Annotated in this window: 21 protein-coding genes and 1 pseudogene; 12 read left to right on the forward strand and 10 right to left on the reverse strand. The window is 63.8% G+C overall.

Annotated elements, in window-relative coordinates:
• Window positions 1-2 precede the first annotated feature (2 nt).
• Genes PVW49_RS19660 through hypE form a run of 3 tightly spaced genes read left to right on the forward strand, consistent with a single transcriptional unit; the run spans window position 3 to window position 2,450 of the window.
• Window positions 3-281 carry a HypC/HybG/HupF family hydrogenase formation chaperone gene (locus PVW49_RS19660; protein ID WP_074837620.1) on the forward strand — a complete coding sequence of 93 codons (279 nt, stop codon included), beginning with the start codon at window positions 3-5 and terminating at the stop codon, window positions 279-281.
• Window positions 278-1,411, forward strand: a complete 1,134-nt coding sequence (gene hypD / locus PVW49_RS19665) for a hydrogenase formation protein HypD (protein ID WP_074837621.1) — start codon at window positions 278-280, stop codon at window positions 1,409-1,411. The genes PVW49_RS19660 and hypD overlap by 4 nt, the downstream gene beginning before the upstream one ends.
• Window positions 1,404-2,450 (forward strand): hydrogenase expression/formation protein HypE, encoded by a 1,047-nt coding sequence (hypE, locus tag PVW49_RS19670; protein WP_074837645.1) that lies wholly within the window; start codon window positions 1,404-1,406, stop codon window positions 2,448-2,450. Before hypD ends, hypE begins: the two co-directional genes overlap by 8 nt.
• A gap of 144 nt (window positions 2,451-2,594) precedes the next feature.
• On the opposite strand, the gene PVW49_RS19675 is transcribed toward hypE, so the two are convergent.
• Window positions 2,595-3,494 carry an AraC family transcriptional regulator gene (locus PVW49_RS19675; protein ID WP_274591358.1) on the reverse strand — a complete coding sequence of 300 codons (900 nt, stop codon included), beginning with the start codon at window positions 3,492-3,494 and terminating at the stop codon, window positions 2,595-2,597.
• Between the two features lie 131 nt (window positions 3,495-3,625).
• Here PVW49_RS19675 and PVW49_RS19680 point away from each other — a divergent pair, with 131 nt between their 5' ends.
• The 3 genes from PVW49_RS19680 to PVW49_RS19690 all read left to right on the forward strand — a co-directional run bounded on the left by PVW49_RS19680 (window position 3,626) and on the right by PVW49_RS19690 (window position 5,463).
• On the forward strand, window positions 3,626-4,333 hold the full coding sequence (locus PVW49_RS19680) for a spondin domain-containing protein (RefSeq protein WP_083416100.1): 708 nt from the start codon (window positions 3,626-3,628) through the stop codon (window positions 4,331-4,333).
• Between the two features lie 65 nt (window positions 4,334-4,398).
• On the forward strand, window positions 4,399-4,878 hold the full coding sequence (locus tag PVW49_RS19685; RefSeq protein ID WP_048534628.1) for a membrane protein: 480 nt from the start codon (window positions 4,399-4,401) through the stop codon (window positions 4,876-4,878).
• Window positions 4,879-4,959: 81 nt separating this feature from the next.
• Window positions 4,960-5,463 (forward strand): YkgB family protein, encoded by a 504-nt coding sequence (locus PVW49_RS19690; protein WP_274591359.1) that lies wholly within the window; start codon window positions 4,960-4,962, stop codon window positions 5,461-5,463.
• A 37-nt stretch (window positions 5,464-5,500) separates the two neighbouring features.
• Here PVW49_RS19690 and pta read toward each other — a convergent pair whose 3' ends face one another.
• From pta to PVW49_RS19710, 4 genes are all read right to left on the reverse strand, one after another.
• On the reverse strand, window positions 5,501-6,505 hold the full coding sequence (gene pta / locus PVW49_RS19695) for a phosphate acetyltransferase (RefSeq protein ID WP_274563843.1): 1,005 nt from the start codon (window positions 6,503-6,505) through the stop codon (window positions 5,501-5,503).
• 11 nt (window positions 6,506-6,516) lie between these two features.
• Entirely contained in the window at window positions 6,517-7,548 is a 1,032-nt protein-coding gene (locus PVW49_RS19700; RefSeq protein ID WP_048534841.1) for a YeiH family protein, read from the reverse strand.
• A 103-nt stretch (window positions 7,549-7,651) separates the two neighbouring features.
• Window positions 7,652-9,433: a sulfoacetaldehyde acetyltransferase gene (gene xsc, locus PVW49_RS19705; RefSeq protein ID WP_048534632.1), complete on the reverse strand. Its 1,782-nt coding sequence runs from the start codon at window positions 9,431-9,433 to the stop codon at window positions 7,652-7,654.
• Between the two features lie 49 nt (window positions 9,434-9,482).
• Complete coding sequence (locus tag PVW49_RS19710; RefSeq protein ID WP_074837626.1) at window positions 9,483-11,090, reverse strand: GMC family oxidoreductase; 1,608 nt, start codon at window positions 11,088-11,090, stop codon at window positions 9,483-9,485.
• A gap of 127 nt (window positions 11,091-11,217) precedes the next feature.
• Here PVW49_RS19710 and PVW49_RS19715 point away from each other — a divergent pair, with 127 nt between their 5' ends.
• The 5 genes from PVW49_RS19715 to PVW49_RS19740 all read left to right on the forward strand — a co-directional run bounded on the left by PVW49_RS19715 (window position 11,218) and on the right by PVW49_RS19740 (window position 16,938).
• On the forward strand, window positions 11,218-12,450 hold the full coding sequence (locus tag PVW49_RS19715; RefSeq protein WP_074837627.1) for a TRAP transporter substrate-binding protein: 1,233 nt from the start codon (window positions 11,218-11,220) through the stop codon (window positions 12,448-12,450).
• Between the two features lie 98 nt (window positions 12,451-12,548).
• Window positions 12,549-13,217, forward strand: a complete 669-nt coding sequence (locus tag PVW49_RS19720) for a TRAP transporter small permease (protein ID WP_074837628.1) — start codon at window positions 12,549-12,551, stop codon at window positions 13,215-13,217.
• Between the two features lie 10 nt (window positions 13,218-13,227).
• Complete coding sequence (locus tag PVW49_RS19725) at window positions 13,228-14,589, forward strand: TRAP transporter large permease (protein WP_048534637.1); 1,362 nt, start codon at window positions 13,228-13,230, stop codon at window positions 14,587-14,589.
• Window positions 14,590-14,623: 34 nt separating this feature from the next.
• Complete coding sequence (locus PVW49_RS19730) at window positions 14,624-15,412, forward strand: IclR family transcriptional regulator (RefSeq protein ID WP_074837629.1); 789 nt, start codon at window positions 14,624-14,626, stop codon at window positions 15,410-15,412.
• 506 nt (window positions 15,413-15,918) lie between these two features.
• Entirely contained in the window at window positions 15,919-16,938 is a 1,020-nt protein-coding gene (locus PVW49_RS19740) for a nucleotidyltransferase family protein (protein WP_274591360.1), read from the forward strand.
• Between the two features lie 199 nt (window positions 16,939-17,137).
• On the opposite strand, the pseudogene PVW49_RS19745 reads toward PVW49_RS19740, so the two are convergent.
• The 5 genes and pseudogenes from PVW49_RS19745 to PVW49_RS19765 all read right to left on the reverse strand — a co-directional run.
• Window positions 17,138-17,383, reverse strand: a pseudogene (locus tag PVW49_RS19745) (IS630-like element ISSpo6 family transposase); the annotation flags it as partial.
• A gap of 153 nt (window positions 17,384-17,536) precedes the next feature.
• Window positions 17,537-18,337, reverse strand: a complete 801-nt coding sequence (locus PVW49_RS19750; protein WP_074837633.1) for a 3-methyl-2-oxobutanoate hydroxymethyltransferase — start codon at window positions 18,335-18,337, stop codon at window positions 17,537-17,539.
• Window positions 18,338-18,352: 15 nt separating this feature from the next.
• Window positions 18,353-19,546, reverse strand: a complete 1,194-nt coding sequence (locus tag PVW49_RS19755) for an NAD(P)/FAD-dependent oxidoreductase (protein WP_274563830.1) — start codon at window positions 19,544-19,546, stop codon at window positions 18,353-18,355.
• A gap of 1 nt (window position 19,547) precedes the next feature.
• Complete coding sequence (locus PVW49_RS19760) at window positions 19,548-19,859, reverse strand: MocE family 2Fe-2S type ferredoxin (protein WP_048534648.1); 312 nt, start codon at window positions 19,857-19,859, stop codon at window positions 19,548-19,550.
• Between the two features lie 24 nt (window positions 19,860-19,883).
• Window positions 19,884-20,963: a fatty acid desaturase family protein gene (locus tag PVW49_RS19765; protein WP_274591361.1), complete on the reverse strand. Its 1,080-nt coding sequence runs from the start codon at window positions 20,961-20,963 to the stop codon at window positions 19,884-19,886.
• A gap of 95 nt (window positions 20,964-21,058) precedes the next feature.
• Between PVW49_RS19765 and PVW49_RS19770 the strand changes: the two genes are divergently transcribed.
• A complete protein-coding gene (locus tag PVW49_RS19770) occupies window positions 21,059-22,126 on the forward strand; it encodes a LacI family DNA-binding transcriptional regulator (protein ID WP_274591362.1) in 1,068 nt (355 codons plus the stop codon).
• Window positions 22,127-22,172 lie beyond the last annotated feature (46 nt).

A 22,172-nucleotide genomic window follows, 5' to 3' on the forward strand; every position in this document is an offset into this window, starting at 1 on the left:
TCATGTGCCTTGGCATTCCCGGACGGATCATCGAAATCACCGATGCCGAAAAGTATCTTGCCGTGGTCGATGTCTCCGGCGTCCGCCGCAAGGTGAATGTCGCCTGTATCGCCGAGACAGATGCGCTGGATGAACTGATTGGCGCATGGGTGCTGCTTCACGTCGGTTTTGCCATGAGCGTCATCGACGAGGCCGAAGCCGCGCGCACGCTGGAGGTGCTCGATGAACTGGGCGAGGTGCAGGATGAACTGACCGCGATGCGGGAAAGTGCACAGCCATGAAATACGCCGACGAATTCCGCGACCCCGTTCTGGCCCGAAAGGTGCTGAACCGCATCGAACGAACCCTGGGTCGCATCCCGATGCCCGAAGGGCGTCCGCTGCACATCATGGAGGTCTGCGGCGGCCACACCCATTCGATCTTCCGCTACGGGCTGCAAAAGCTGGTGCCCGACAGCATCGAATTCGTGCACGGCCCCGGCTGTCCGGTCTGTGTCTTGCCGATGGGCCGGGTTGATGATTGCGTGACGCTGGCCGAGCAACCACAGGTCATCTTCACCACCTTCGGCGATGCGATGCGAGTGCCGGGCTCCAAAGGGTCGCTGATCGAGGCCAAGGCGCGCGGCGCCGATGTGCGCATGGTCTATTCGCCGCTGGACGCGCTCGAGCTTGCCCGGCGCCATCCCGAGCGAGAGGTGGTGTTCTTTGCGCTGGGGTTCGAGACGACGATGCCGTCCACGGCGCTGACCCTGTTGCAGGCGGCGGAAGAAGGCGTGGAAAATTTCTCGATGATCTGCCAGCACATCACCATCATTCCGACGCTGAAGGCGCTTCTGTCCGACCCGCAGTGCCTGATCGACGGGTTCATCGGGCCGGGTCATGTCAGCATGGTGATCGGCAACCGGGGCTATGGGTTCATTCCCGACGACTATGGCAAACCATTTGTCGTTGCCGGTTTCGAGCCGCTCGACCTGCTGCAATCGCTGTGGATGGTGCTGGAGCAAATGGCCGAAGGCCGCGCCTCGGTCGAGAACCAGTACGCCCGCGTCGTGCCCGAAGATGGCAACACGGCCGCCCTGCGCGCAATGGCCGAAGTCTACGAGGACCGCGAAAGCTGCGACTGGCGCGGGCTTGGCGCGATCGACCGCTCGGGGGTCCGCATCCGTGCGGCATATGCCGATTTCGACGCCGAGCGAAAATTCGGGCTGGTCCCGGCGGATGTCGCCGATCCGGCGATCTGCCAATGCGGCGAGGTGGTGCGCGGCCAGTTGAAACCGCATATGTGCCGCGCCTTCGGCAAGGAATGCACTCCGGCCACGCCGCTCGGGGCGCTGATGGTCAGTTCCGAAGGCGCCTGCGCGGCCTATCACCAATATGGCGCCACGGATCTGGTCGGCACGCGCGATGGATGACGGTGGCGGCGCCCGACGGTTGCGCGGCGACGCGGTGACGCTGGCCCATGGTGCCGGCGGGCGCGCCATGCGCGACCTGATCGACGAGATTTTCCTGAAAGCCTTCGGCGAGACACGGGTGAGCGGGCTGGAAGATCAGGCGCGGCTGGCGCTGGACGCCTTCGGCGGCGGGACGCTGGCCTTCACCACCGACAGTTTCGTGATCGATCCGATCTTCTTTCCCGGCGGCGACATCGGCAAGCTGGCGGTCTGCGGCACGGTCAACGATCTGGTGGTCGGCGGAGCCAAACCGGTTGCGCTGACTTGCTCGGTCATTATCGAAGAGGGGCTGGCCTTTGCCGATCTGCACCGGATCGCCGAGAGCATGGCCACCGCCGCCGCCGAGGCCGGGTGCCGGATCGTGACCGGCGACACCAAGGTCGTCCCGCGTGGCGCGGCGGATCGGATCTTCGTCAATACCGCCGGCATCGGCGCCATTCCGGCAGACCGGTCGCTGGCGGCGCGGCATATTCGCCCGGGCGACGCGCTGATCGTCAACACCACGCTAGGCGAGCACGGTGCGGCGGTCATGGCGGCGCGCGGCGATCTCGGGCTGACCAGCGCGTTGCAAAGCGATTGCCGCCCGCTGGGCGAGCTGGTCGAGGCGCTGCTCGAGGCCGCGCCGGACACCCGCGCGATCCGTGACGCCACCCGCGGCGGCGTTGCCACGGTCCTGAACGAATTCGCGGCCGCTTCGGGCACTTGCTGCCGGATCGCAGAAGACAAGCTGCCGCTGCGCGAGGAGGTGCGGGGCATATCGGAGATCCTGGGTCTAGACCCGCTCTACATCGCCTGCGAGGGGCTTTTCGTCGCCGCTGTCCCCCAGGCGCAAACAGAGGCCGCGCTCGCAGCCTTGCGCAAGCGATCGGGAGGCGAGGCCGCCTGTCAGATCGGCGAAGTGGTTGCGACGCCGCAGGGCCGTGCGGTGATGACTTCGTTCTTTGGCGGAGACCGGCTGGTGGACATGCTGGAGGGCGAGCAACTTCCGCGGATATGCTGAGCAGGTGGCGGCCGTCCCCACGGCTCCTGGTTATCAAGCACAGGGCGCCGCGGCCCGGTGCACGTCCGCATGTGGAGTAGCTTTGGCCATTTCAGTAAATGAATTCAGGTCTTTGAACCGTAGTACCTTGCCGCTCCGGATGGACTAACCGCGGAAACGACCGGGCGTTTGACCGTATTTCCGTTTGAACTCGCGGTTGAAATGGCTGCGGCTGCGAAAGCCCGTTGCACGGGCGATTTCACCGACGGAGCCGGGCCCGCCCGAGAGCATCTGTGCGGCGCGGGTAAGCCGCAAATCGTAGATGAACCGCATTGGCGACATGCCGAAGGCTTCCTTGAAGTGCTCGAACAGCAGCGTCCGGCTCATGCCTGCGTTTGCCGTGAGCATGTCGATGGTTATGGCGTCGGATGGATGCGTCACGATCAGTTCAAGCGCCCGCGCAAGACGCCGGTCTGCCGCATCGAGCAGATTGACCAGAACCGAACCTCCCAAGTCCGGGTGAATGTCGAGGGCACGGATCAGCAGACCTTTCAGCAGTGTCTCGAGAAAGGCGACCGACACCTCCCTGCCGTCGCGCAACTCGAAAAAGAGGGTCAGAAGGCCGTGGCTGGACGGGATGAGTTCGGGAACCTCCTCAATAACGGGTTCGTCCAGCCAGGTCAGGAAATCCGCGATCTCGTCGTTGGCCAGGATGATTTCGCCGCAGGCCACGACCAGCGGGTCTTCGTCGCCGTCTCCGGCGCGGTAGAGCTTGAGGCTCTCGTCATTGTCCGGGAAGGCGCGTTCGGCGTCGCATTCCGAAACGATTTCCGGGCCGGCTTCGAAGCCGTACTCCGTGTCGGCCGGAAGAAGCACCAGCGCGCCGGGCCGCATCGGCAAACCAACGCCGGAGGAAAGCCGCATGCGGCCCCGGCCGGACAAGCACATATGCAGCGACGCGGCCTCGCTTGCCTCGAAACGAAGCCGCCAGCCGGAATGCGCTTCGCAAAAGCCGTAGGTCTCGACCTCGACGCGCAATCGACGAAAGAGATTTTCGCGGTCCATTCCGGCCTCCCGTCAGTTCTGCACTCTCGGGCACGCCACCCGGACTCCCAGGCACATTGCACAGGCAACCATCGGCGCGCGCAACAGTTATTTTCAGGCGCATTGCTCGCAAACCTATTGGGAGAAAAACCATGAAGACCGCACATTCAATCCTCGTTGCCTGCTCGATTTCAGCGTTGGCGGCGTCTTCTGCACTGGCACAGATGTCGAACGAGGCAGGAGAGAACAGCTATGAGGTCACGATCACCAACCTGACCGAGGGTCAGCCGTTCTCGCCCGGCGTGATCGTGACCCACAGTCCGGACGTCCATCTGTTCGAGGCCGGTGCCGAACCATCGCAGGGCGTCATCGAGATTGCCGAGAACGGCATGCCGGAGACGGCATCGGAAATGCTTCAGGGCATGATGGACTCGGGCATCACCGACGTCGTGGCGATCGACGCGCCGATCATGCGCATGGGCGCCGACGCGCCGAACGAGGCGAGTTTTTCGATCAGCGCCAACGAGGGTGACGTCCTGTCGATCGTGACCATGCTCATCTGTACCAACGACGGCTTCGTCGGCGTGGATTCCATGCCGCTGTCCGGTGAGATGACCGAGATGGAAGCGACGGCCTATGACGCCGGTTCGGAGGTCAACAACGAGCTGACCAATTCGATTGTCGATCCCTGCGGCGCGGCGGGTCCGGTGATGTTCGAGGAGGACGGAAACATCAACGACATCGCCGATGACGGCAACGTGATCGCGGAACACGCCGGTATTCAGGGCGTTGGGGATCTGACCGATGCCCATGGCTGGTCCGGCCCGGTTGCACGCATTTCCATCGCGCCCGGAAGCTGACTGAAACAGGCGTGCCCGGCCCCGAAGCGGCCGGGCAGTTCCACCATTGAACAAGGAGTGAACAGATGGCCGAAGAAACTGAAGCGCAAACTGGTGTCAACTGGAAGGCGGTCATCCTGGCGGGCCTGATCGCCGGCCTTGTCTTTATCGTCATGGAAATGGTCCTCGTCGCCGTGGTGGGCGGTGGCAGTCCGCTTGGCCCGCCTACGATGATCGGCGCCATCGTTCTGGGTCCGGAGGTTCTTCCGGAACAGGGCACGCCGCCTCCGTTCGATATGGGTGTGTTCCTGACCGGTCAGATCGTTCACTTTGTTCTTTCCGTGGTTCTGGCGGTCATCTTCGTGCTGATCGCGCGCCGCATGGCACTTGGAACCGGTGCACTGGTTGGATTGGGCGTCGTGTTCGGCCTTCTGGTCTATTTCGTCAACTTCTACGGAATGACCGCCGTGTTCCCCTGGTTCGCGATGGCGCGGAACTTCATCACCATTGCCAGCCACCTCGTCTTTGGCGCCGTGCTGGCCTGGGCCTATGCAGCGTTCCGGTAAGCGGAACTCCTCGGAACGCGCGGGCGATACCGAGGCGCAAGAGATCCGCATCGGGCAAGGTACTTGGAAGGAAGCGATACAATGACAGATCAATCCACGACCTATCCGGCGCGCGATGACTTCGGCGCTCAGGTGAGCAGGGCCGGGATCGTCGGCATCTTCGCCGCCCTCGTTCTGATCTACTTCTGGTTCGGCGGAATGAAGTTCACGCAATACGAGGCCAAGGGCCTGGAGAGTTTCGTGGGGCCCAGTTTCGTTATCGGCTGGATGTATGACGTGTTCTCGCTCCGCGGATTCTCGATCTTTCTGGGCATCCTCGAAATCGCCATCGGCCTGCTGATTGCCGGTCGGCTCGTCTCGCCGAAGCTGTCTGTCGCCGGCGGCCTGTTCTCTTGCGGGCTGTTTCTGACGACGATCAGCTTCATGTTGACGACAGAAGGCGTATTCGCCCCGGAAGAACTGACATTCCCTGCCATCAGCGTGATGCCCGGACAATTTCTGCTGAAGGATTTCGGCCTGTTGGCGGCGTCGGTCCTGGTGGTGGGCGAATCGCTGTCCGCGATCGCCCGGCAACGAGGGGCGTGACGACATCGGACACCGCGGGGCCCCGGCTGTGAACCACCTAGGCGCCATGCTCCGCCTGCGCGGCGGTGACCGCGATCATGTGCAGGATGTCCTCGGACGAGCAGCCGCGCGACAGGTCGTTTGCCGGTTTGGCAAGACCTTGCAGCACTGGGCCGATGGCCACCGCCCCACCGACTCGCTGTGCGATCTTGTAGGCGATGTTGCCACTTTCCAGGTTGGGAAAGATAAAGACATTGGCATTGCCGCCCAAGGCTGAATCGCGCGCCTTGGATGCCGCCACGTCGGGGATGAAGGCGGCATCGAATTGCAACTCGCCGTCGATCAGCAACGCGGGGTCGGTCGCCCTGGCAATCTCGGTGGCGGTCACCACCTTTGAGACCGACGTGTGGGTCGCGCTTCCCCTGGTCGAGAAGGACAACATCGCGACGCGCGGCAAGTCGCCTGTCAGCGCGGCAAAGGACTGTGCCGAGGTGAGCGCGATCTGCGCCATTTCCTCGGCATTCGGGTCGACGACAAGGCCGCTGTCGGCGAAGACATGGGCGCCTTTCTTGATGTGGTGGCTCTGGCAGAACAGCATGAGAAAGAAGCTCGACACCAGGCTGGCGCCCGGCGCCGGACCGATCACCTGGATGGCGGTGCGCACGATTTCGGCGGTTGTCGCCACCGCTCCGCCCACCGTGCCATCGGCATGGCCGGCGTGGACGAGAAGCGCGGCGAAGACATGCGGCGAACGCGCGGCCGCCAGCGCCTGATCCGGTGTCACGCCCTTGTGCCTGCGCCGCTGGTAAAAGGCCTCGGCCAGTTCGCCGATCAGAGGCGAGTTGGCGGGATCGTGGATTTCGACACCCGCGTCCGGCGCGACACCAAGCGCGGCGAAGCGGGCGCGAATTTCCTCCGCCGGCCCGATCAGCGCCACCCGGGCGATGCCCTGCTTGCGGGCATCGACGGTCGCCTGCACCGCACGCGGATCGCCGCCCTCGCTCAGCACGATCTTTTTCTGTGATCGGGCGGCGTTTTTCAAAAGCATTTCTAGCGGTTTCATCTCTGCTCCAATCAGTGGCCCAGGACGGCGACGCCCAGAAGGACAAAGCCGGCGATAAAGACGGTTTCGGCGACGATCAGCGCGATCGCCTGACCGCCGACATCGAGGATGCGCCTGAGCGAGGTCTTCATGCCGACGGCGGCAATCGAGATCAGCAGCGCCCAGCGGCTGAGCGAGGACAGGAAGGAGACCACCGCATCGGGGATCAGACCGAAGGAGTTGAACGCCGCGAAGACCAGGAAGCCGATGACAAAAACCGGCAGGACCGGCGGGCGCTTGCCGTCCATCTCGCTGGCGAAATTGCGGCGCACCAGCACCGAGATCACCAGCACGACCGGCGCCAGCATCGCCACGCGGATCAGCTTGACCAGTGTCGCCACCTCGCCCGCCTCATCCGAGACCGAGAAGCCGGCGCCGACCACCTGGGCAACATCGTGGATGGTGCCGCCGAGGAAGACGCCCGAGACCTCGTCGTTGAAGGCAAAGGTGTCGGTCAGGATCGGATAGGCGATCATCGCCACCGTCGACAGCACGGTGACCGAGAGCACGGTAAAGATCAGGTTGCGTTCGGAATGTTCGTTCTTGGGCAGCACGGCCGAGATCGCCATGGCGGCCGAAGCGCCGCAGATCGCCACAGAGCCGCCGGTCAGAAGGCCGAAGCGCCAGCCGCGGCCCAGAAGCCGCGCGGCGGCAAGACCGAAGAGAAGGGTCAGGATCACCGCGGCGATCACCACGAAGATGAGTTGCGGCCCGAGCCCCACGATCAGTTCGACCGAAATCCGCGCCCCCAGAAGCGCCACGCCGAACCGCAACACGGTGCGGGCGGTGAAATCGATCCCCGGCTTGCAGGCGCCTTCCTCGGAGAGGAAATGGAATGCGATGCCCAGCAGCAGCGCCATCAGCATCGCCGGCGCGCCGTAATGGTCCGACAGGAATTGCGCCGCCACCGCGACCACCGCGGCGACCAGGAACCCCTGACCATTGGAGGTTACGAGATCGCCGAGACCGGCCATCGTCCGTTTGGATGCGCTTGTCGCCTGCATCGTCATCACCCTTTTTTGAGAAAGCGCCCACCTCGGCGGGAGGAAATGCCCCGGCGGGCGCCGGACACCGGGGCCGCAAATGCCGCCCCGGTGTCCGGTTGCCTTAGCTGGCCATCGGCTGCGGACGCATGTCGTCGCGGCTGATCCCGGCCACCGACACGGGTTTCTTCATCGCGTCGCGGCGGAAGGGCTCGCCCAGCTCCTGGTTCAGCAGCACTTCGATGAAGGTGGTCTTGCCTTCCTTCATCTGCGCCCGGACGGCGGTGTTCAGCGCGTCGGTCAGTTCGTCCATCGACGAAACCTGGACCCCCTCGACACCGCAGGCCTTGGCGATACCGGCATAGTTCACGTCCAGCGCCAGCTCGGTGCCGACGAAATTGTCGTCGAACCAGAGCGTGGTGTTGCGCTTTTCCGCGCCCCATTGGTAGTTGCGGAAGATGACCATGGTGACCGGCGGCCAGTCGTCGCGGCTGACCGAGACCATCTCGTTCATCGAGATGCCGAAGGCGCCGTCACCGGCAAAGCCCACCACCGGCACGTCCGGGCGGCCGATCTTGGCGCCGACAATCGCCGGGAAGCCGTAGCCGCACGGGCCGAAGAGCCCGGGGGCGAGGTATTTGCGCCCTTCCTCGAAAGTCGGATAGGCATTGCCGATGGCGCAGTTGTTGCCGATGTCGGACGAGATGATCGCCTCTTTCGGCAGCGCCTGCTGGATCGCGCGCCAGGCCATGCGGGGCGACATCTTTTCCGGCTCGCGGCTGCGCGCACGCTCGTTCCAGGTGGTGCCGGGATCGTCGTCCTCGTGGTCCATCGAGGTCAGTTCCTGGGCCCACCGCGACTTGGTTTCCGAGATCAGCGTCTTGCGCGCGCTACGGCCGGCGTCGCCGGCGTCATCCGAAAGCTGCGCCAGGATGCCCTTTGCCACCTTCTTCGCATCACCGACGATGCCGACGGTCACCGGCTTGGTCAGGCCGATCCGGTCGGGGTTGATGTCGACCTGGATGATCTTGGCGTCCTTGGGCCAATAGTCGATGCCATAGCCCGGCAAGGTCGAGAACGGGTTGAGCCGGGTGCCGAGCGCCAGCACCACGTCAGCCTTGGAAATCAGCTCCATCGCGGCTTTCGAGCCGTTGTAGCCCAGCGGGCCGACCGACAGCGGGTGGGAGCCGGGGAAGGCGTCATTGTGTTGGTAGCCGCAGCAGACCGGCGCCTCCAACCGTTCGGCCAGCGCCTTCGAATCCTCGATGGCCCCGCCGATCACCACGCCGGCGCCGTTCAGGATGACCGGGAATTTCGCGGATGACAGCAGCTCCGCGGCCCGGGCCACGGCCTCTTCGCCTCCCGAGGGGCGTTCAAACTCGACGATCGCCGGCAGCTCGATGTCGATTACCTGCGTCCAGTAATCGCGGGGGATGTTGATCTGTGCCGGCGCGCTGGCGCGTTTGGCTTGCAGGATCACGCGGTTCAGCACCTCGGCCATCCGGCTCGGGTCGCGCACCTCTTCCTGATAGGCCACCATGTCCTCCAGAAGCGCCATCTGCTCGACTTCCTGGAAACCGCCCTGACCGATGGTCTTGTTCGCCGCCTGCGGCGTCACGATCAGCAGCGGCGTGTGGTTCCAGTAGGCGGTCTTGATCGGGGTCACCAGGCTGGTGATCCCGGGGCCGTTCTGTGCCACCATCATCGACATCTTGCCGGTGGCGCGGGTGTAGCCGTCAGCAATCATCCCCGCGTTGCATTCATGGGCACAATCGAAAAACTGGATTCCGGCCGCCGGGAACAGATCGGAAATCGGCATCATGGCCGAGCCGATGATCCCGAAGGCATTTTCGATCCCGTGCATTTGCAGCACTTTCACGAAGGCTTCTTCTGTCGTCATTTTCATGGCGTTTCTCCTGGGTGAATTGGTGAGGGGTTGAAAGTGTAAGGGCGGGTCAGGCGCGATCCGCGAGGATCATGTCGCTGGCCTTCTCGCCGATCATGATGGCGGGTGCGTTGGTATTGCCGCTGACGATCTCGGGCATGATCGAGCAATCCGCCACGCGCAGGCCGCGGATGCCATGCACCCTGAGACGCGCATCCACCACCGTTCCCGGCCCTTGCCCCATCTTGCAAGTGCCTGTCGGGTGATAGATCGACGAGGAATTGCTGCGTGCCCAGTCCAACGTGCCGTCGTAATCGTCGAGATCGAGTTCCTTGGTGGGGCGGAATTCCTCGGCAATCTTGGCATTCAGCGGGTCCTCGCGCGCAATCCTCCGGGCGATTCTGACACCGTCGACAATGGTGCGGCAGTCCAGTTCGGTGGCCAGGTAATTCGGGTTGATCTTGGGATAGCTGCGCGGGTCGTTGCCGTTCAGCACGATCTCGCCACGGCTTTCGGGGCGGAGCTGACAGACCGACATGGTGAAGGCCGAGAAGGGATGCACCCCTTCGCCGGGGCTGTCCGCCGACCAGGGCTGAACGTGGAACTGGATGTCCGGCGTATCCGCATGCGGCCCGGTCTTCATGAAGCCGACCGCAAGGCTTGCCGCCATGGTCATCGGTCCGGAACGGAACAAGGCGTATTTCGCGGCGATCCGCGCCTGATTGAAGAGCGAGCGAACCTCGTCGTTCAGCGTCGGTTCGTTGCATTTGAAGACTAGCCGGGCCTGCAAGTGGTCCTGCATGTTCTTGCCCACGGCGGGCAGGTCGCGGATCACCTCGATGCCGTTGGCCTTCAACTGCTCACCCTCGCCGATCCCCGAGAGCATCAGGATCTGAGGCGAGCCGATGGCCCCCGAGGACAACACCACCTCGCGCGTGCAGGTGACGGTCCGCTCCTGCCCCGACCCGTCGAAATAGCGGACCCCGGTGGCGCGGCCCTCTTCCACGATGACACGGCTTACCTGGGCCTTGGTGACGATCTCGAGATTGGAGCGCTTGCGCGCCGGGTTGAGGAAGGCCACGGCGGAACTGCACCGCCGGCCCTTGCGGGTGGTCAACTGGAAATAGCCCACCCCTTCCTGCGAGGCGCCATTGTAGTCGGGGTTGAACGGGTAACCCGCGTTCTGCGCCGCGGCGACCCATGCATCGCAGATCGGGCGTTGCAGTCGCATGTTCGAGACCGAAAGCTCGCCGCCGGTGCCATGAAAGTCGTCCGGCCCGCGCTCCTGGTTTTCCGAGCGCTTGAAAAGCGGCAGGACATCGTCCCAGCCCCAACCCTCGTTGCCCATCTGGCGCCAGCGGTCGTAATCCTCGGCCTGGCCGCGCACATAGAGCAGCCCGTTCAGCGAGGACGATCCGCCCAGCACCTTGCCACGCGGCCAGTCGATAGACCGACCGTTCAGCCCCTTGTCCTTCTCGGTACGGTAGCACCAATCCACGCTCGGGTTGTGCATTGTCTTGAAGTAGCCCACCGGCACATGGATCCACGGGTTCCAGTCCCGCGGCCCGGCTTCCAGCAGCACGACGCGATTCGCCGGGTCCCTGCTCAGGCGATTCGCCAGCACGCACCCGGCCGAACCCCCACCTACAACGATGTAATCGGCCTGCTTTGTCTGCATCGAGCGGGTCCTCCAAAAGCCCTGAAATTCGCTGAGCAAGTTTCCCTTGCGCCACCTTGCATAAATGATTAAAAATGATACCACAAGTCTCAATAATGCTGATTTATGAACGAAGGAGGAGAGGTTCATGAAGATTTCGGACAAACTTGGCGGTGTCTCGCGCCGCGATTTTTTCAGGGTTGCAGGCCGTTACGGGCTGTCGTCCACGGTGCTGGGTCTCGGCGGTCTGACCGGTGCGGTCAGCCTGCCGACGCTCGCGGCAGCGGCCGAATCGACCTATGACAAGCGCTTCAAGAAAGAGGCCAGGCACACGCTGAAGTTCGGTGCCTCGGGCTTCAACGCGCGTAATCTGCTGATCGAGCGCGCCGGCGCGCTGGAGTTCGCTCGCGACCTCGAAGAACGCACGGACGGGGAGATCCGTGTCGAGTTCATCGGCGACAACCAGATCTGCGGCCAGCTGAACTGTGTCGAAAAGACCCAGAACGGCATCGTCGACATCTATGCCGCCTCGACCCAGAACTCGGCCGGCGGCGCGCCCTATCTGAACGTGCTGGACTATGCCTATGTCTTTCCGGGCCGGGCCTCGCAGTACCATTTCCTCTACAGCCCCGAATCGAACGCCATCCTGCGCGACCCGCTGGAAAAGCGGCACGGGCTGAAATTCCTGTTCAGCCACTGCGAGCTGCGCGGGCTACAGATGGGCCAGTCCTTCGCGGACAAGCCGACGGTGACCAAGCTCGAGGAACTCTTTGGGACCAAGAACCGCGTCACCGGCACCCAGCTTGGCCGCATCGCGATGCAGTTGCTCAACCTGAACCCGGTTCCGGTGGCCTGGGAAGAAACGCTCGACGGATTGAAGACCGGGCTGATCGACGGCGCGGAAACCTGGGCTTCGGCCGTGGCCTACGCCAACATGTCGCCGGTGGTCTCGCAATCGGTCGATCTGAAGTTCTTCTGCGGCACCGAGCACACCTCGATGTCGGCCAGCGTCTTCGACAGCCTCGAAGGCCACTTGCAGGACGCGGTGATGGAGTCGGCCTACCTGGCACAGGTCCACGTGCAGGCCGCGAACGAGGCGGCGCTGGTCAAGACCGTCGGCTTCTCGGACCCGGTTCTGCCCGGCACGCTGTTTGACGAGCACGACGTGCGCCCGGCCTTCCTTGCGGACGACCAGATCAAGATGGCCGAAGAGATGTGCTCACCCGAGTTCAATCCCGAGCCCTGGGAGCAGTGGCGCGGCCGGTTGAACAACTGGGCCGGTGGCATCGACACCTATGCCGAGCTGCACCGTGTTGCGCGCGAGGTGCCGGCCGACATGAAGCCGGAGAACGTCGAGCCCCGCCGCTGGTGGAAGGGCTGACACCCTCTCGTCGCGGCGCCGGCTTCTGACCTGGCGCCGCGACATTCCTGCAAGCCACCACATCTGCACGCCCTGACCTGTCCCGAGGAGGAGACGGAATGTCCACTATCGTGAGCGACATCGCTGAGATATTCAGCGCTGTCTTGTCCAACGACGCCTGGATGATCAATGAAGCCCTGAAGACCGAAGCCGCATGGGTCCTGGGCGGGGTGATCACCCTGCTGGGCGGCGCGCTGTTCTTGATCGTCTACCACTATGTCCCGTGGATTGAACGCAAGTTCGAGGCCACCGTCATGGTGTCGACCTACCTGCTGATCGGTGCGATCATTTTTGTCGAGGTGTTCCGACGCTTCGTACTGAACGTGCAGGCACCCTGGTCGACCACGCTGCCGCCCTTCCTGTTCCTGATCATGACCTGGGCGGGCTGCGCCTATAACGTGAAGCTCCGAACGCATCTGGCGTTTGCCGAATTCCGCAGCAACATGCCGCGCGGACTGCAATTCCTGTGCCTGTCGATCGATGCGGTGCTGTGGATCGGCTTTGCCTGGATCGTCATCGTGACCTCGACCCAGGTGACCGCCAACTCGGCGGCGAACTTCCAGATCCTTCTGGGCACCGACAATGTCCTGCAATGGTGGTTTTTGATCTCCGTCCCGCTCAGCTTCATCCTGATCGCGGCGCGGGCGATGGAGAACTGGCTGGAGGACCTGAGAAACTTCCGCCACGGCAACGCAATGATCGCCCCCGTCGCCATCGGCGCGGACTGAGGAGACAGACATGACTGACGGATCCTGGACCATCTTCATCTCAATCGCGGTCACCTTCCTGTTCATGCTGGGGGTGCCGGTCTTTCTGGTGATCGGCTACTGGGTGATCGGCATGAGCCTGGTGCTCGGCCTGCCGCTGATCAACACAGGCGCCGCGCTGGCCGATGTCTTCACCGACGGCTTCGCGCTGCTCGCCATGCCGCTCTTCATCCTCACCGGCGACCTGATCAACCGCTCCGGCATCGCCCGGCGCCTGTCGGACTTCGCATATGCGCTTCTCGGCTGGCTGCGCGGCGGCCTCGCCATGGCATCTCTCGGGGCCTGCGGGCTGTTTGCCGCCATTTCCGGGTCGAACTCGGCGACCACCGCCACCATCGGCTCGATGCTGCATCCGGAAATGGTCAAAGGCGGCTACGACGAACGCTTTTCGGCCGCCACCGCCGCAGCGGGCGGCACCGTCGGCATCATCATCCCGCCCTCGATCATCTTCATCGTCTACGGCTTCCTGCTGAACCTGCCGATCTCCGAGCTCTTCGTGGCCGGCATCATCCCCGGCGCGATGATGGTGGGCGGCATGATGCTGGTGGCCTTCGTCATCTGCACCAAAAACGGCTGGGGTCACCTGATCCGGCTCGAGATCGCCCGCGTCCTCAAGACCGGCATCGGCGCTTGGCTGGGCTTCTTCGCCATCGGGCTGGTGCTCTGGGGCATCTACACCGGCAAGTTCTCTCCGACCGAGGCGGCGGGCGTCACGGTGGGCTTCTGCATCATCGTCGGTTTCCTGAGCCTGCCGGTCCACAGGATGATGGGCCGCCCCTCGGAAGACCGCGATTTCCGCGAACGCAGCGTGTCGGAATACCTCGTCGTGCAGGGCTTCGGCCCGCTGGAGCTGCCGTCGATCACCATGCGCTCGGCCCAGATCACCGGCATCCTGGCGCCGCTGATCGCGGTGTCGGTGGTGATGCAGCAGATCCTCTCGGTGCTGGGCGCGCAGGAGATCATCGGCGAGTTCGTGCGCGGCATGGGTGGCTACTACGCGGTACTCTTTACCTCGATGGCGATTGTCTTTGTCGCCGGAATGGTGCTGGAAAGCCTGCCCGTCACCATCATCCTCGCCCCGATCCTCGCCCCCATCGCACATTCCGTGGGGGTCGAGCCGGTGCAGTTCGGGGTGATCTTCCTGGTGGGCGCCTCGATCGGCTTCATCACTCCGCCCTACGGGCTCAATCTCTATGTCGCCTCGGGGGTGACGGGCGTGCCGTATTTCCGGCTTTTGCGCTACACGGTGCCTTACCTGTTCGCGCTGCTGTCGGTCTGGATCATCGTCGCGCTGGTGCCGGCTCTCTCGACAATCCTGATCCCGGGCGGGTAAACCGTTACAAAAGGGATTGGCACCAAGGGACACCATGGCGGACGACGGCGAAAAAGAAGGCGCGATACCGACCAACCTGCGGTTGCTGCTCGTGCTGGAAGCCATGGCCGAGGCCGGGGTGCCGGTCACGCCTACCGAAGTGAACCAGACCCTCGGCCTGCCCAAGCCGACTATCCATCGGCTGTTCACCACGCTGGAGAACGAAGGCTTCATCCAGCGCGAAATCGACGGCCGGGGCTATTCCCCCGGCCGTCGCATGCGCAATATGTCGACCGGCATCCTGTCGTCGCTGCGCATCCGGACGGCCCGTGTCGCCGTTCTGGCCAAGCTGGCCGAGGAGATCGGCGAAACCAGCAATATCGCGATCGCGGATCGCGACGCCATGGTCTATCTCGACCGCGTGGAAACCAAATGGCCGCTGCGCATACAGCTTCCCGTCGGCACCCGGGTGCCGTTCTACTGCACCGCCAGCGGCAAGATGTATCTCTCGAACCTCGACCGGCGTCACCTGCGTAACTACGCGCTGTCGGCGCAGCTGGACCCGCGCACGGGGCGCACGATCACCGATCCCGAGGTGCTGATCGCCGAGGCGACAGAGGTGCGTGAACGCGGCTATGCCACCGACGACGAGGAGTTCATGGAAGGCATGATCGCGGTGGCAGTCCCGATCTTCGACGGCAACGACCGGCTGGTCTCAACCCTGTCGTTCCACGCGCCGCAACAGCGGCTTTCGATGGCCGATGCCATCGGTCACGTCGACAGGTTGAGGGCCTCGGCCACGCGCCTGTCGGACCTGCTGTCGGAGGATGACCCGTCGTCCTGACCTCCCTGGTGCGCAGGGTGTCCGGAGGCATAGATTTCGGCGAGCTTCAGCTTGACGAGGTCGCAGCCCCCAAGGCTTGCTGCCGATGGCGAGGTTGAAGAGCGCGAGGTCGCGATGGTTCTTCGCGATTTCCAGGCGTAAGCAGCTGGCCCAGACGTACTTCGGCATGAGCGGGCGCTTCTGGCCGAGGAAATGGCGCTTGTTTCAGACCGGGCGGCGGGCGCGAATGGCGGGAAATTTGGCGATGGTCATGCTGGTTTCTCCCATCCGCAATTGGACCATGTTCGGAAATGCCGCGTTTGCGCGGACAGCAAGGCGCGCTTCGATGCGAGCGGCCCCCGGCCATTGGCTACGCCGTTGACCGCTGCGGTACAGCTTCACCAGATGGAGCGTGCCCCTAATCCGGGTGTTGTGAGTTGTGTGCATCAAAATAATATTTGCTGCACTCCACCCGCTGCGTGTATCAATCTCATATTTGATGCACACAGTCGGCGCACAGGCACAACATGGACCCGATATCACATTCCCGCGCAGCCCAGGTCGCTTATCAAGACTTGCTGCGCATGCATCTCGACGAGGCGGCGTCGGAAGTTGTCGGCAGCATCGAGGCGCGTGAGCGCAACGGGCGGATCTATCTCTACGACCGGTTCCGTATCGGGACCGAGATGAAGAGCCGCTACCTTGGCGAGGATAGCCCCGACTTGCGCGATCGTCTTGCCCGGGCGGCTGAACTGAAGGCAGAGGCGCAGGAGCGAAAGAAACGCATGTCCCGCCTGGCGCGGGTCCTGAGGGCCGAAGGGATGATTGGAACCGACCGGGAGACAGGCTCGCTGCTTCTCGCCTTCGCGCGCGCCGGCGTCTTCCGGCTGGGCGGCACGCTGATCGGAACCGGCGCATATGCCCTCTATCAAGGAGAGCTTGGGGTTCGTTTCGACTCTGACGACCTTGCCCAGACGGGCGACATCGATTTCGCGAGCTTCGAGCGGCTCTCGGTGGCTCTGGGCGACCGCGTCGAGGAAGAACCGGGAGATATCCTTCGGTCGATGAAATTCGAGGCTGTTCCGGGGGTCTTTGATCGGCAAATCTGGAAGTGGCGTCAAAGTGGTGGCGAGGCAATGGTCGAGTTTCTGACGCCGGCGTTCGGCGAGGAAGGCGTCAAGCCCCTTCCGGCACTGGGTGTAAGCGCACAGGCATTGAACTACCTCAATTTCCTGATCGCGGAGCCGATTCACGCGCTGGCCCTCTACCGCTCGGGTGTCCTTGTGCAGATCCCGCGCCCCGAGCGCTTCGCACTCCACAAGCTGATCGTGGCCAGCAGGCGGCAGGGCGGTCCGGACGAGGCGAAGGCGCGCAAAGACCGGTCCCAGGCGGAATTCCTGATCCGCATCCTCGCGGAAGACCGGCCCGACGATCTCGCCGAGGCCTACGAGCACGCGCTGTCCCAGGGCCCCAGGTGGCGAGACCGGATCGCCTCAAGCCTTGATCGCATGCCGGCGACAAAGGATATCCTTGGCGAACTCTCTTGATCTGGTAGGCCGCCACATTTGGCCCGGCATGTCATTGGTCTCGGCCGCCCTACGGGTGTTGAGATCGATCGACTGTTTCAGGGTGTCCCCGGGCGGGAGCAGAAATTCGCGGCGTCGATACGGCCTGATCAGTGACGGCAGGGCGACGGGAAATGTTTACCGAAACCAGTCCAACATTCTCTCGGCGTTGCCACTACAGCAACAACCATTCAATCAGCAACATATCCGGCAAAACCGCCTGAACCTTGGCGGACCTGTACGACGACAGATTGTCGGCGATCACCATGTCGCCTGGCGGCAATTCGGGGGACAGCTGGGGATCGATACAGGTGTCGAACGCGGCGGGGTTCATGGGGCCGTCCACCACCCGAAGCGCGCTGAATTCGTCGACACGCAGCCCTGCGATGAAGGTCTGCGTCCGCCAGTGTCCGAAGGGCGCGTCAGCAGCATCCCGGTGGTGTAATTCCCGCGCGGGTCGCTTGGCGGCCACGGTCGTTCTTCGGAAAAAGCTCGGTTTGCCGACATAGTTCACCTCGAAATATTTGTGGTGAAAGTAGGGGTGGCGAGATCAATTGGTTGCTGATCGCCTTCAAATTGTTCAATCGTTGAGCGCAAGCATGAACTTGGAGAACTCGTCATCCTCGATGCCGACGCAATGCGCTGCGGCGGGATAAGCTCCTGTTGTCACGTCATTGACGAATTCGCCGAAGGCCGCGACACGTTCGCGCTGCAACCGGTCGAGTTCACTTCGGAAATCGCGGTAGGTCCTGGCGTGGCGCGGCTTGTGACCGCGCGTATAGCCCAGGACGTCCTCGGCAAAGAGATACTGAGCATCGGCGTACGGCCCGGCGCCCATGCCGAGCAGGACAAGACTGGTGCGACAGGCGATCTCGGCGGCGATCCGGTCGGGAACAACTTCGAGCTCGGCGCCGAAACAGCCGATCTCCTCCAGCTTCCTGACGTGCTCGAAGACGCTCAGCGCGCTGTCCGCGGTCTTGCCGACAGCCTTAAACCCACCTGTCCAGGTGGCTTTCGACGGGATCAGCCCGACGTGGCTGACCACCGGGATTCCGTCATCCGCCAGCGCCTTGATCGTGCCAAAGGACGACGCACAGTACACGCAATCGCCGCCGACCTGCATGGCGTGGTGCGCGGCGCGTTGGTAATCCTCCAATGTTACCAACTCACCGTAAAGAAGACCGACCTGCACGAAGCAAGCGCCGGCGGCGTCCCGCATTTCTGACGTCCAGACCGGGTCGATGATCGACAGCATATCTACGCCGGCCTCGGCCGCGGCTGCCGCCTCCTCGGGCGTCTCGACGTAGAGCATGGTCAGGGTGCGCTTGCCCTTCATCGCCCGGATATCGGCAACTGTCGGCCGCTTTGGTGTCTTGCTCATGGAATCCTCCCTCGCTCAGGCCGCCCTGAGCAGCTTCTTCATGTTCTGGTTGGCGTCCGCCAGCAGCGCCGGGTCGAGCGTCGCGCCGGCAAGCCGCTGTGCGATCTTGATGTCCCGGGAAACGGCATTGCTCGGCCCGAGCCCGGCGGCACCGATCAGCTGCCCGGCATCGTTGGAGTAGAAACGCACCTCGGCGCCGTTCCCCAGATCGCGGATGGCGGCCGGGTCGCCCTCTGTTTCGCCGAAGCCCTGCAACCCGAGATCGTATTGATCCGACCAGAACCAGACCGGCCCGGAGAACCTTGCATCGCCACCGGCCAGGTTGGCGCCTGCCACATCCCCCTGGGCCTGAGCATTCTGCCAGGTCTCATAGTGTCGATAGCCGCCGTCCGGCGCCTGCACCGCGGCACAATCGCCTGCCGCAAAGATCCGGGGGTCTTCGGTACGCAAGCCCGCGTCGACGCAGATACCGTTCTGGGTGGTCAGCCCTGCCGCCTCTGCCAGGTCGATATTTGGCGTGACACCGATCGCGGCGACGGCCAGATCGGTGTCGATGGTCTGGCCGTTCTCCAGCACCACCGAGAACGCGGTACAGACGCGCAGGGCGACGCCGCAGCGGATATTGACTCCACGTTGCCGGTGGCGCTCGGCCAGGCGCATCGCGAAAGGTTCCGGGACATTGCGGCCAAGAGGGCGCGGCCCGGCTTCCAGCACGGTGACCTTCGCACACCTCCCGATCAGGACAGCTGCGAGTTCCAGGCCGATGAGCCCGGCGCCGACAATGGTCACGCGGGTCGAAGCCCCGGCGGAGCGGAACACCTCCCGCGCGTCCTCGATCGTGCGGAAAACACGTGCATGCTCGCCGCCCGGACAGGCCAGAGTGCGCGGCCGCGCCCCGGTGGTGAGCAGAAGCTTGTCGTAGCCAAGCGCGCTGCCGACAGAGAGCTGCAACTGCCGGTTCGCCCGGTCGATTTCGGTGACAGTGACGCCGGACCTCAGGGCGATCGCGCACGCAGACAGAGCCTCTTTCGAGGTGATCGGCTTTTCGATAACTCCGGCGGCATCAGGCTTGGACAGCGGCGGCCGCTCGTAGGGCAGTGCGGTCTCGGTGCCGATCACGGTGATCTCGCCCGTGTATCCCGCATTTCGGGCTGCAAATGCGGCACGCAGGCCACATTCGCCGGCGCCGACGATGACGATCCCTGCCACCTCAGACCTCGATCAGCACGCGGCCGTTTTCGACCTTGGCGGGATAGGTGGCGAGGTTGACGCAGACCGGCGCGCGTTTCGCCTCTCCGGTGCGGTAATCGAACTGGCCGTTATGCTTGGGGCATTCGATCACGTAATCCATCACCAGCCCGTCCACCAGATGCACCTGTTCGTGGGTGCATAGACCGTCGGTGCAGAAGAACTCGTCGTCCGGGCTGCGATAGATCGCGAAGGTGCGCCCGTCGTGATCGAAGCGGATCAGGTCTTCTTCGTCGATGTCGTCGGTCGCGCAGGCGTCGATCCATTGTGCCATGATACTGTCCTTTCGAGCTTTTTGTTATTCCGCAGGAACGCCGAGTGCCTCGGCATGCAGGTCTTCGCGATAAGGCCGTGCGGTGCCCGGAAGTTCGCGCTTCAAAAAATAATCCTCGTAGCGCAGCTGGCGTTTCAGGGCCGGCCAGATCTCGCGGTAAGCATCGAGGATCGACGTATTGGGCGCCGGCAGGTCGTGCTTGATCTTCTCGTGCAGTTCCGGCAGCCGGTGATAGGGCACCATCGGGAACATGTGGTGTTCGACGTGGTAGTTCATGTTCCAGTAGACGAAGCGGCTGACCGGGTTGATATAGACGGTGCGGCTGTTGAGCCGGTGGTCCAGCACGTTGTCGGCCAGACCCGCGTGCTGCATGATGCCGGTCATTACGTGGTGCCAGGCGCCGTAGAGCCGCGGCAGGCCGATCACCATGAGCGGCAGGATCGACTGCGTGGCGACCGCGAGGACAATCGTCGCGGCATAGATCAGCACCCAGATGCGGGCGACGCGGAACACCTTGGGTCGCTCCTGCTCGGGAATGAAATCGGCCTCTTCTGGGCCGAGATGTCCGGCGGCGTTCTGTAGCATGTGTTTCCAGCCGGTCAGCGCGTCCAGGATGCCGAAGAAATTCAGGAAGATGCGGAACAGCGCCGGCGGGCGCATGGCAACAATCTCCGGATCGCGACCGACGATGATCGTGTCGGTGTGATGCCGCGCATGGCTCCAGCGCCAGACCACCGGGTTGCGGACCATGCAGAAGCTGGCGATCTGATAGACCGCGTTGTTCATCCATGGCGTCTTGAAGGCGGTGCCGTGGCCGCATTCGTGCCAGCGCGAGTCCATCGCCGAGCCGTAGAGGACGCCATAGGCCAGCCAGGCGGGCGCCGACCAGGGCGACGGCCAGAGCGCGATGCCGAGGCCGGCCAGCAGGATCATCGCCCCGAACAACAGGATCGTGTCGCGGACCGCCGGCTGGTCGCTGCGCTGCATTAGCGCCTTCATCTCCTTGCGCGGAACCTCGGTGTGATACCACTGGGCCGTGGCCAGCCCGGTCTTGACGGCCCGCGCCGCATCGGGGCCCAGCAGGGAATAATCGCGCTTTGTCATGATATCCTCCCAGGATAAGCGGTTGATCCAGCGATACACCGACCCCGCGATTCTTCGGAGAGACGGGCTTGCCGTTAACCTCAAAACACATCATCATGAGCGACATCCATGATGCGAATACCTCAAGCCCTATGTCCCGTCGTCCAACCCTGAAAGACCTGGCAGAGGCCGCCGGCGTGGGCCTGGCGACTGTCGACCGCGTATTGAACGGACGCGACAACGTCCGCCAAGCGACAGTCAGGCGCGTGCTGATCGCGGCGCAGGAGATCGGCTATCCGACGGCTCGGCTTGCCGAGATCAATGACCGGACGGAGCGGCCCGTGGTGCGCTTCGGCTTCGTGCTGCACAAACCGTCGCAGGCCTTCTACCGCAGTTTCGCCGCAGCGCTGGAGGCCGCGGTGGCAGAACGTCAGGACGTGCGCGGCCGATGCGAGATCCGCTTTTCAGCCTCGCAATCGCCCGGTGACTTCGCCGCCGAACTGCAAGAGGCCGGCCAGAGCGCGCAGGTGCTGGCCACTTCGGCGATCAACCACCCCGGCCTCTCAAGGGCAATCGCCGCGCTGCAGGGCGCGGGCAAACCGGTATTCTCGCTGCTCAACGACGCGGCCTCGGGCATCCAGCAAAGCTACCTCGGCCTCGACAACGTCAAGGTCGGGCGGATTGCAGGCTGGATGATCGCAACGCAGGTCCGTGATCCCGGCAAGGTCGCCGTCTTCATCGGCGGTAACCGCTGGCACGGCCATATCCTGCGCGAGACCGGGCTGCGCAGCTACCTGCGCGATCATGCACCGGGACTGGAACTGCTGGACGCGGTGGTGAACCTTGAGACCCGGCAGGTGACCTACGAGGCGACACTCGACCTGCTTGACCGTCATCCGGACCTACGCGGCATCTACGTGGCGGGCGGTGGCATGGAAGGCGCGATCGCCGCACTGCGGGAACTCCGCCCGCCCGGCAAAGTGGCGCTGGTGGTCAATGAGTTGACCGACGACAGCCGCGCCGCGCTGGCCGACCGCTACGCCAGCCTGGTCATCGCCACGCCGCTAACCGAGCTGTCCCGACAGCTCGTCGACCTGATGATCGAGGCGACGCGCCAGTCCGCGCCCCCGGTTTCGGCACAGCACTTCCTGACGCCGCAGCTCTACGGGCCGGAGTCGATCTGAGCCTCACCCGTCTTTATCGATGATCCACTTGACGGCGGGGTCGGGC

It is taken from the genome of Marinovum sp. PR37 (assembly GCF_028807375.1).
Taxonomy (GTDB): Bacteria; Pseudomonadota; Alphaproteobacteria; order Rhodobacterales; family Rhodobacteraceae; genus Marinovum; species Marinovum algicola.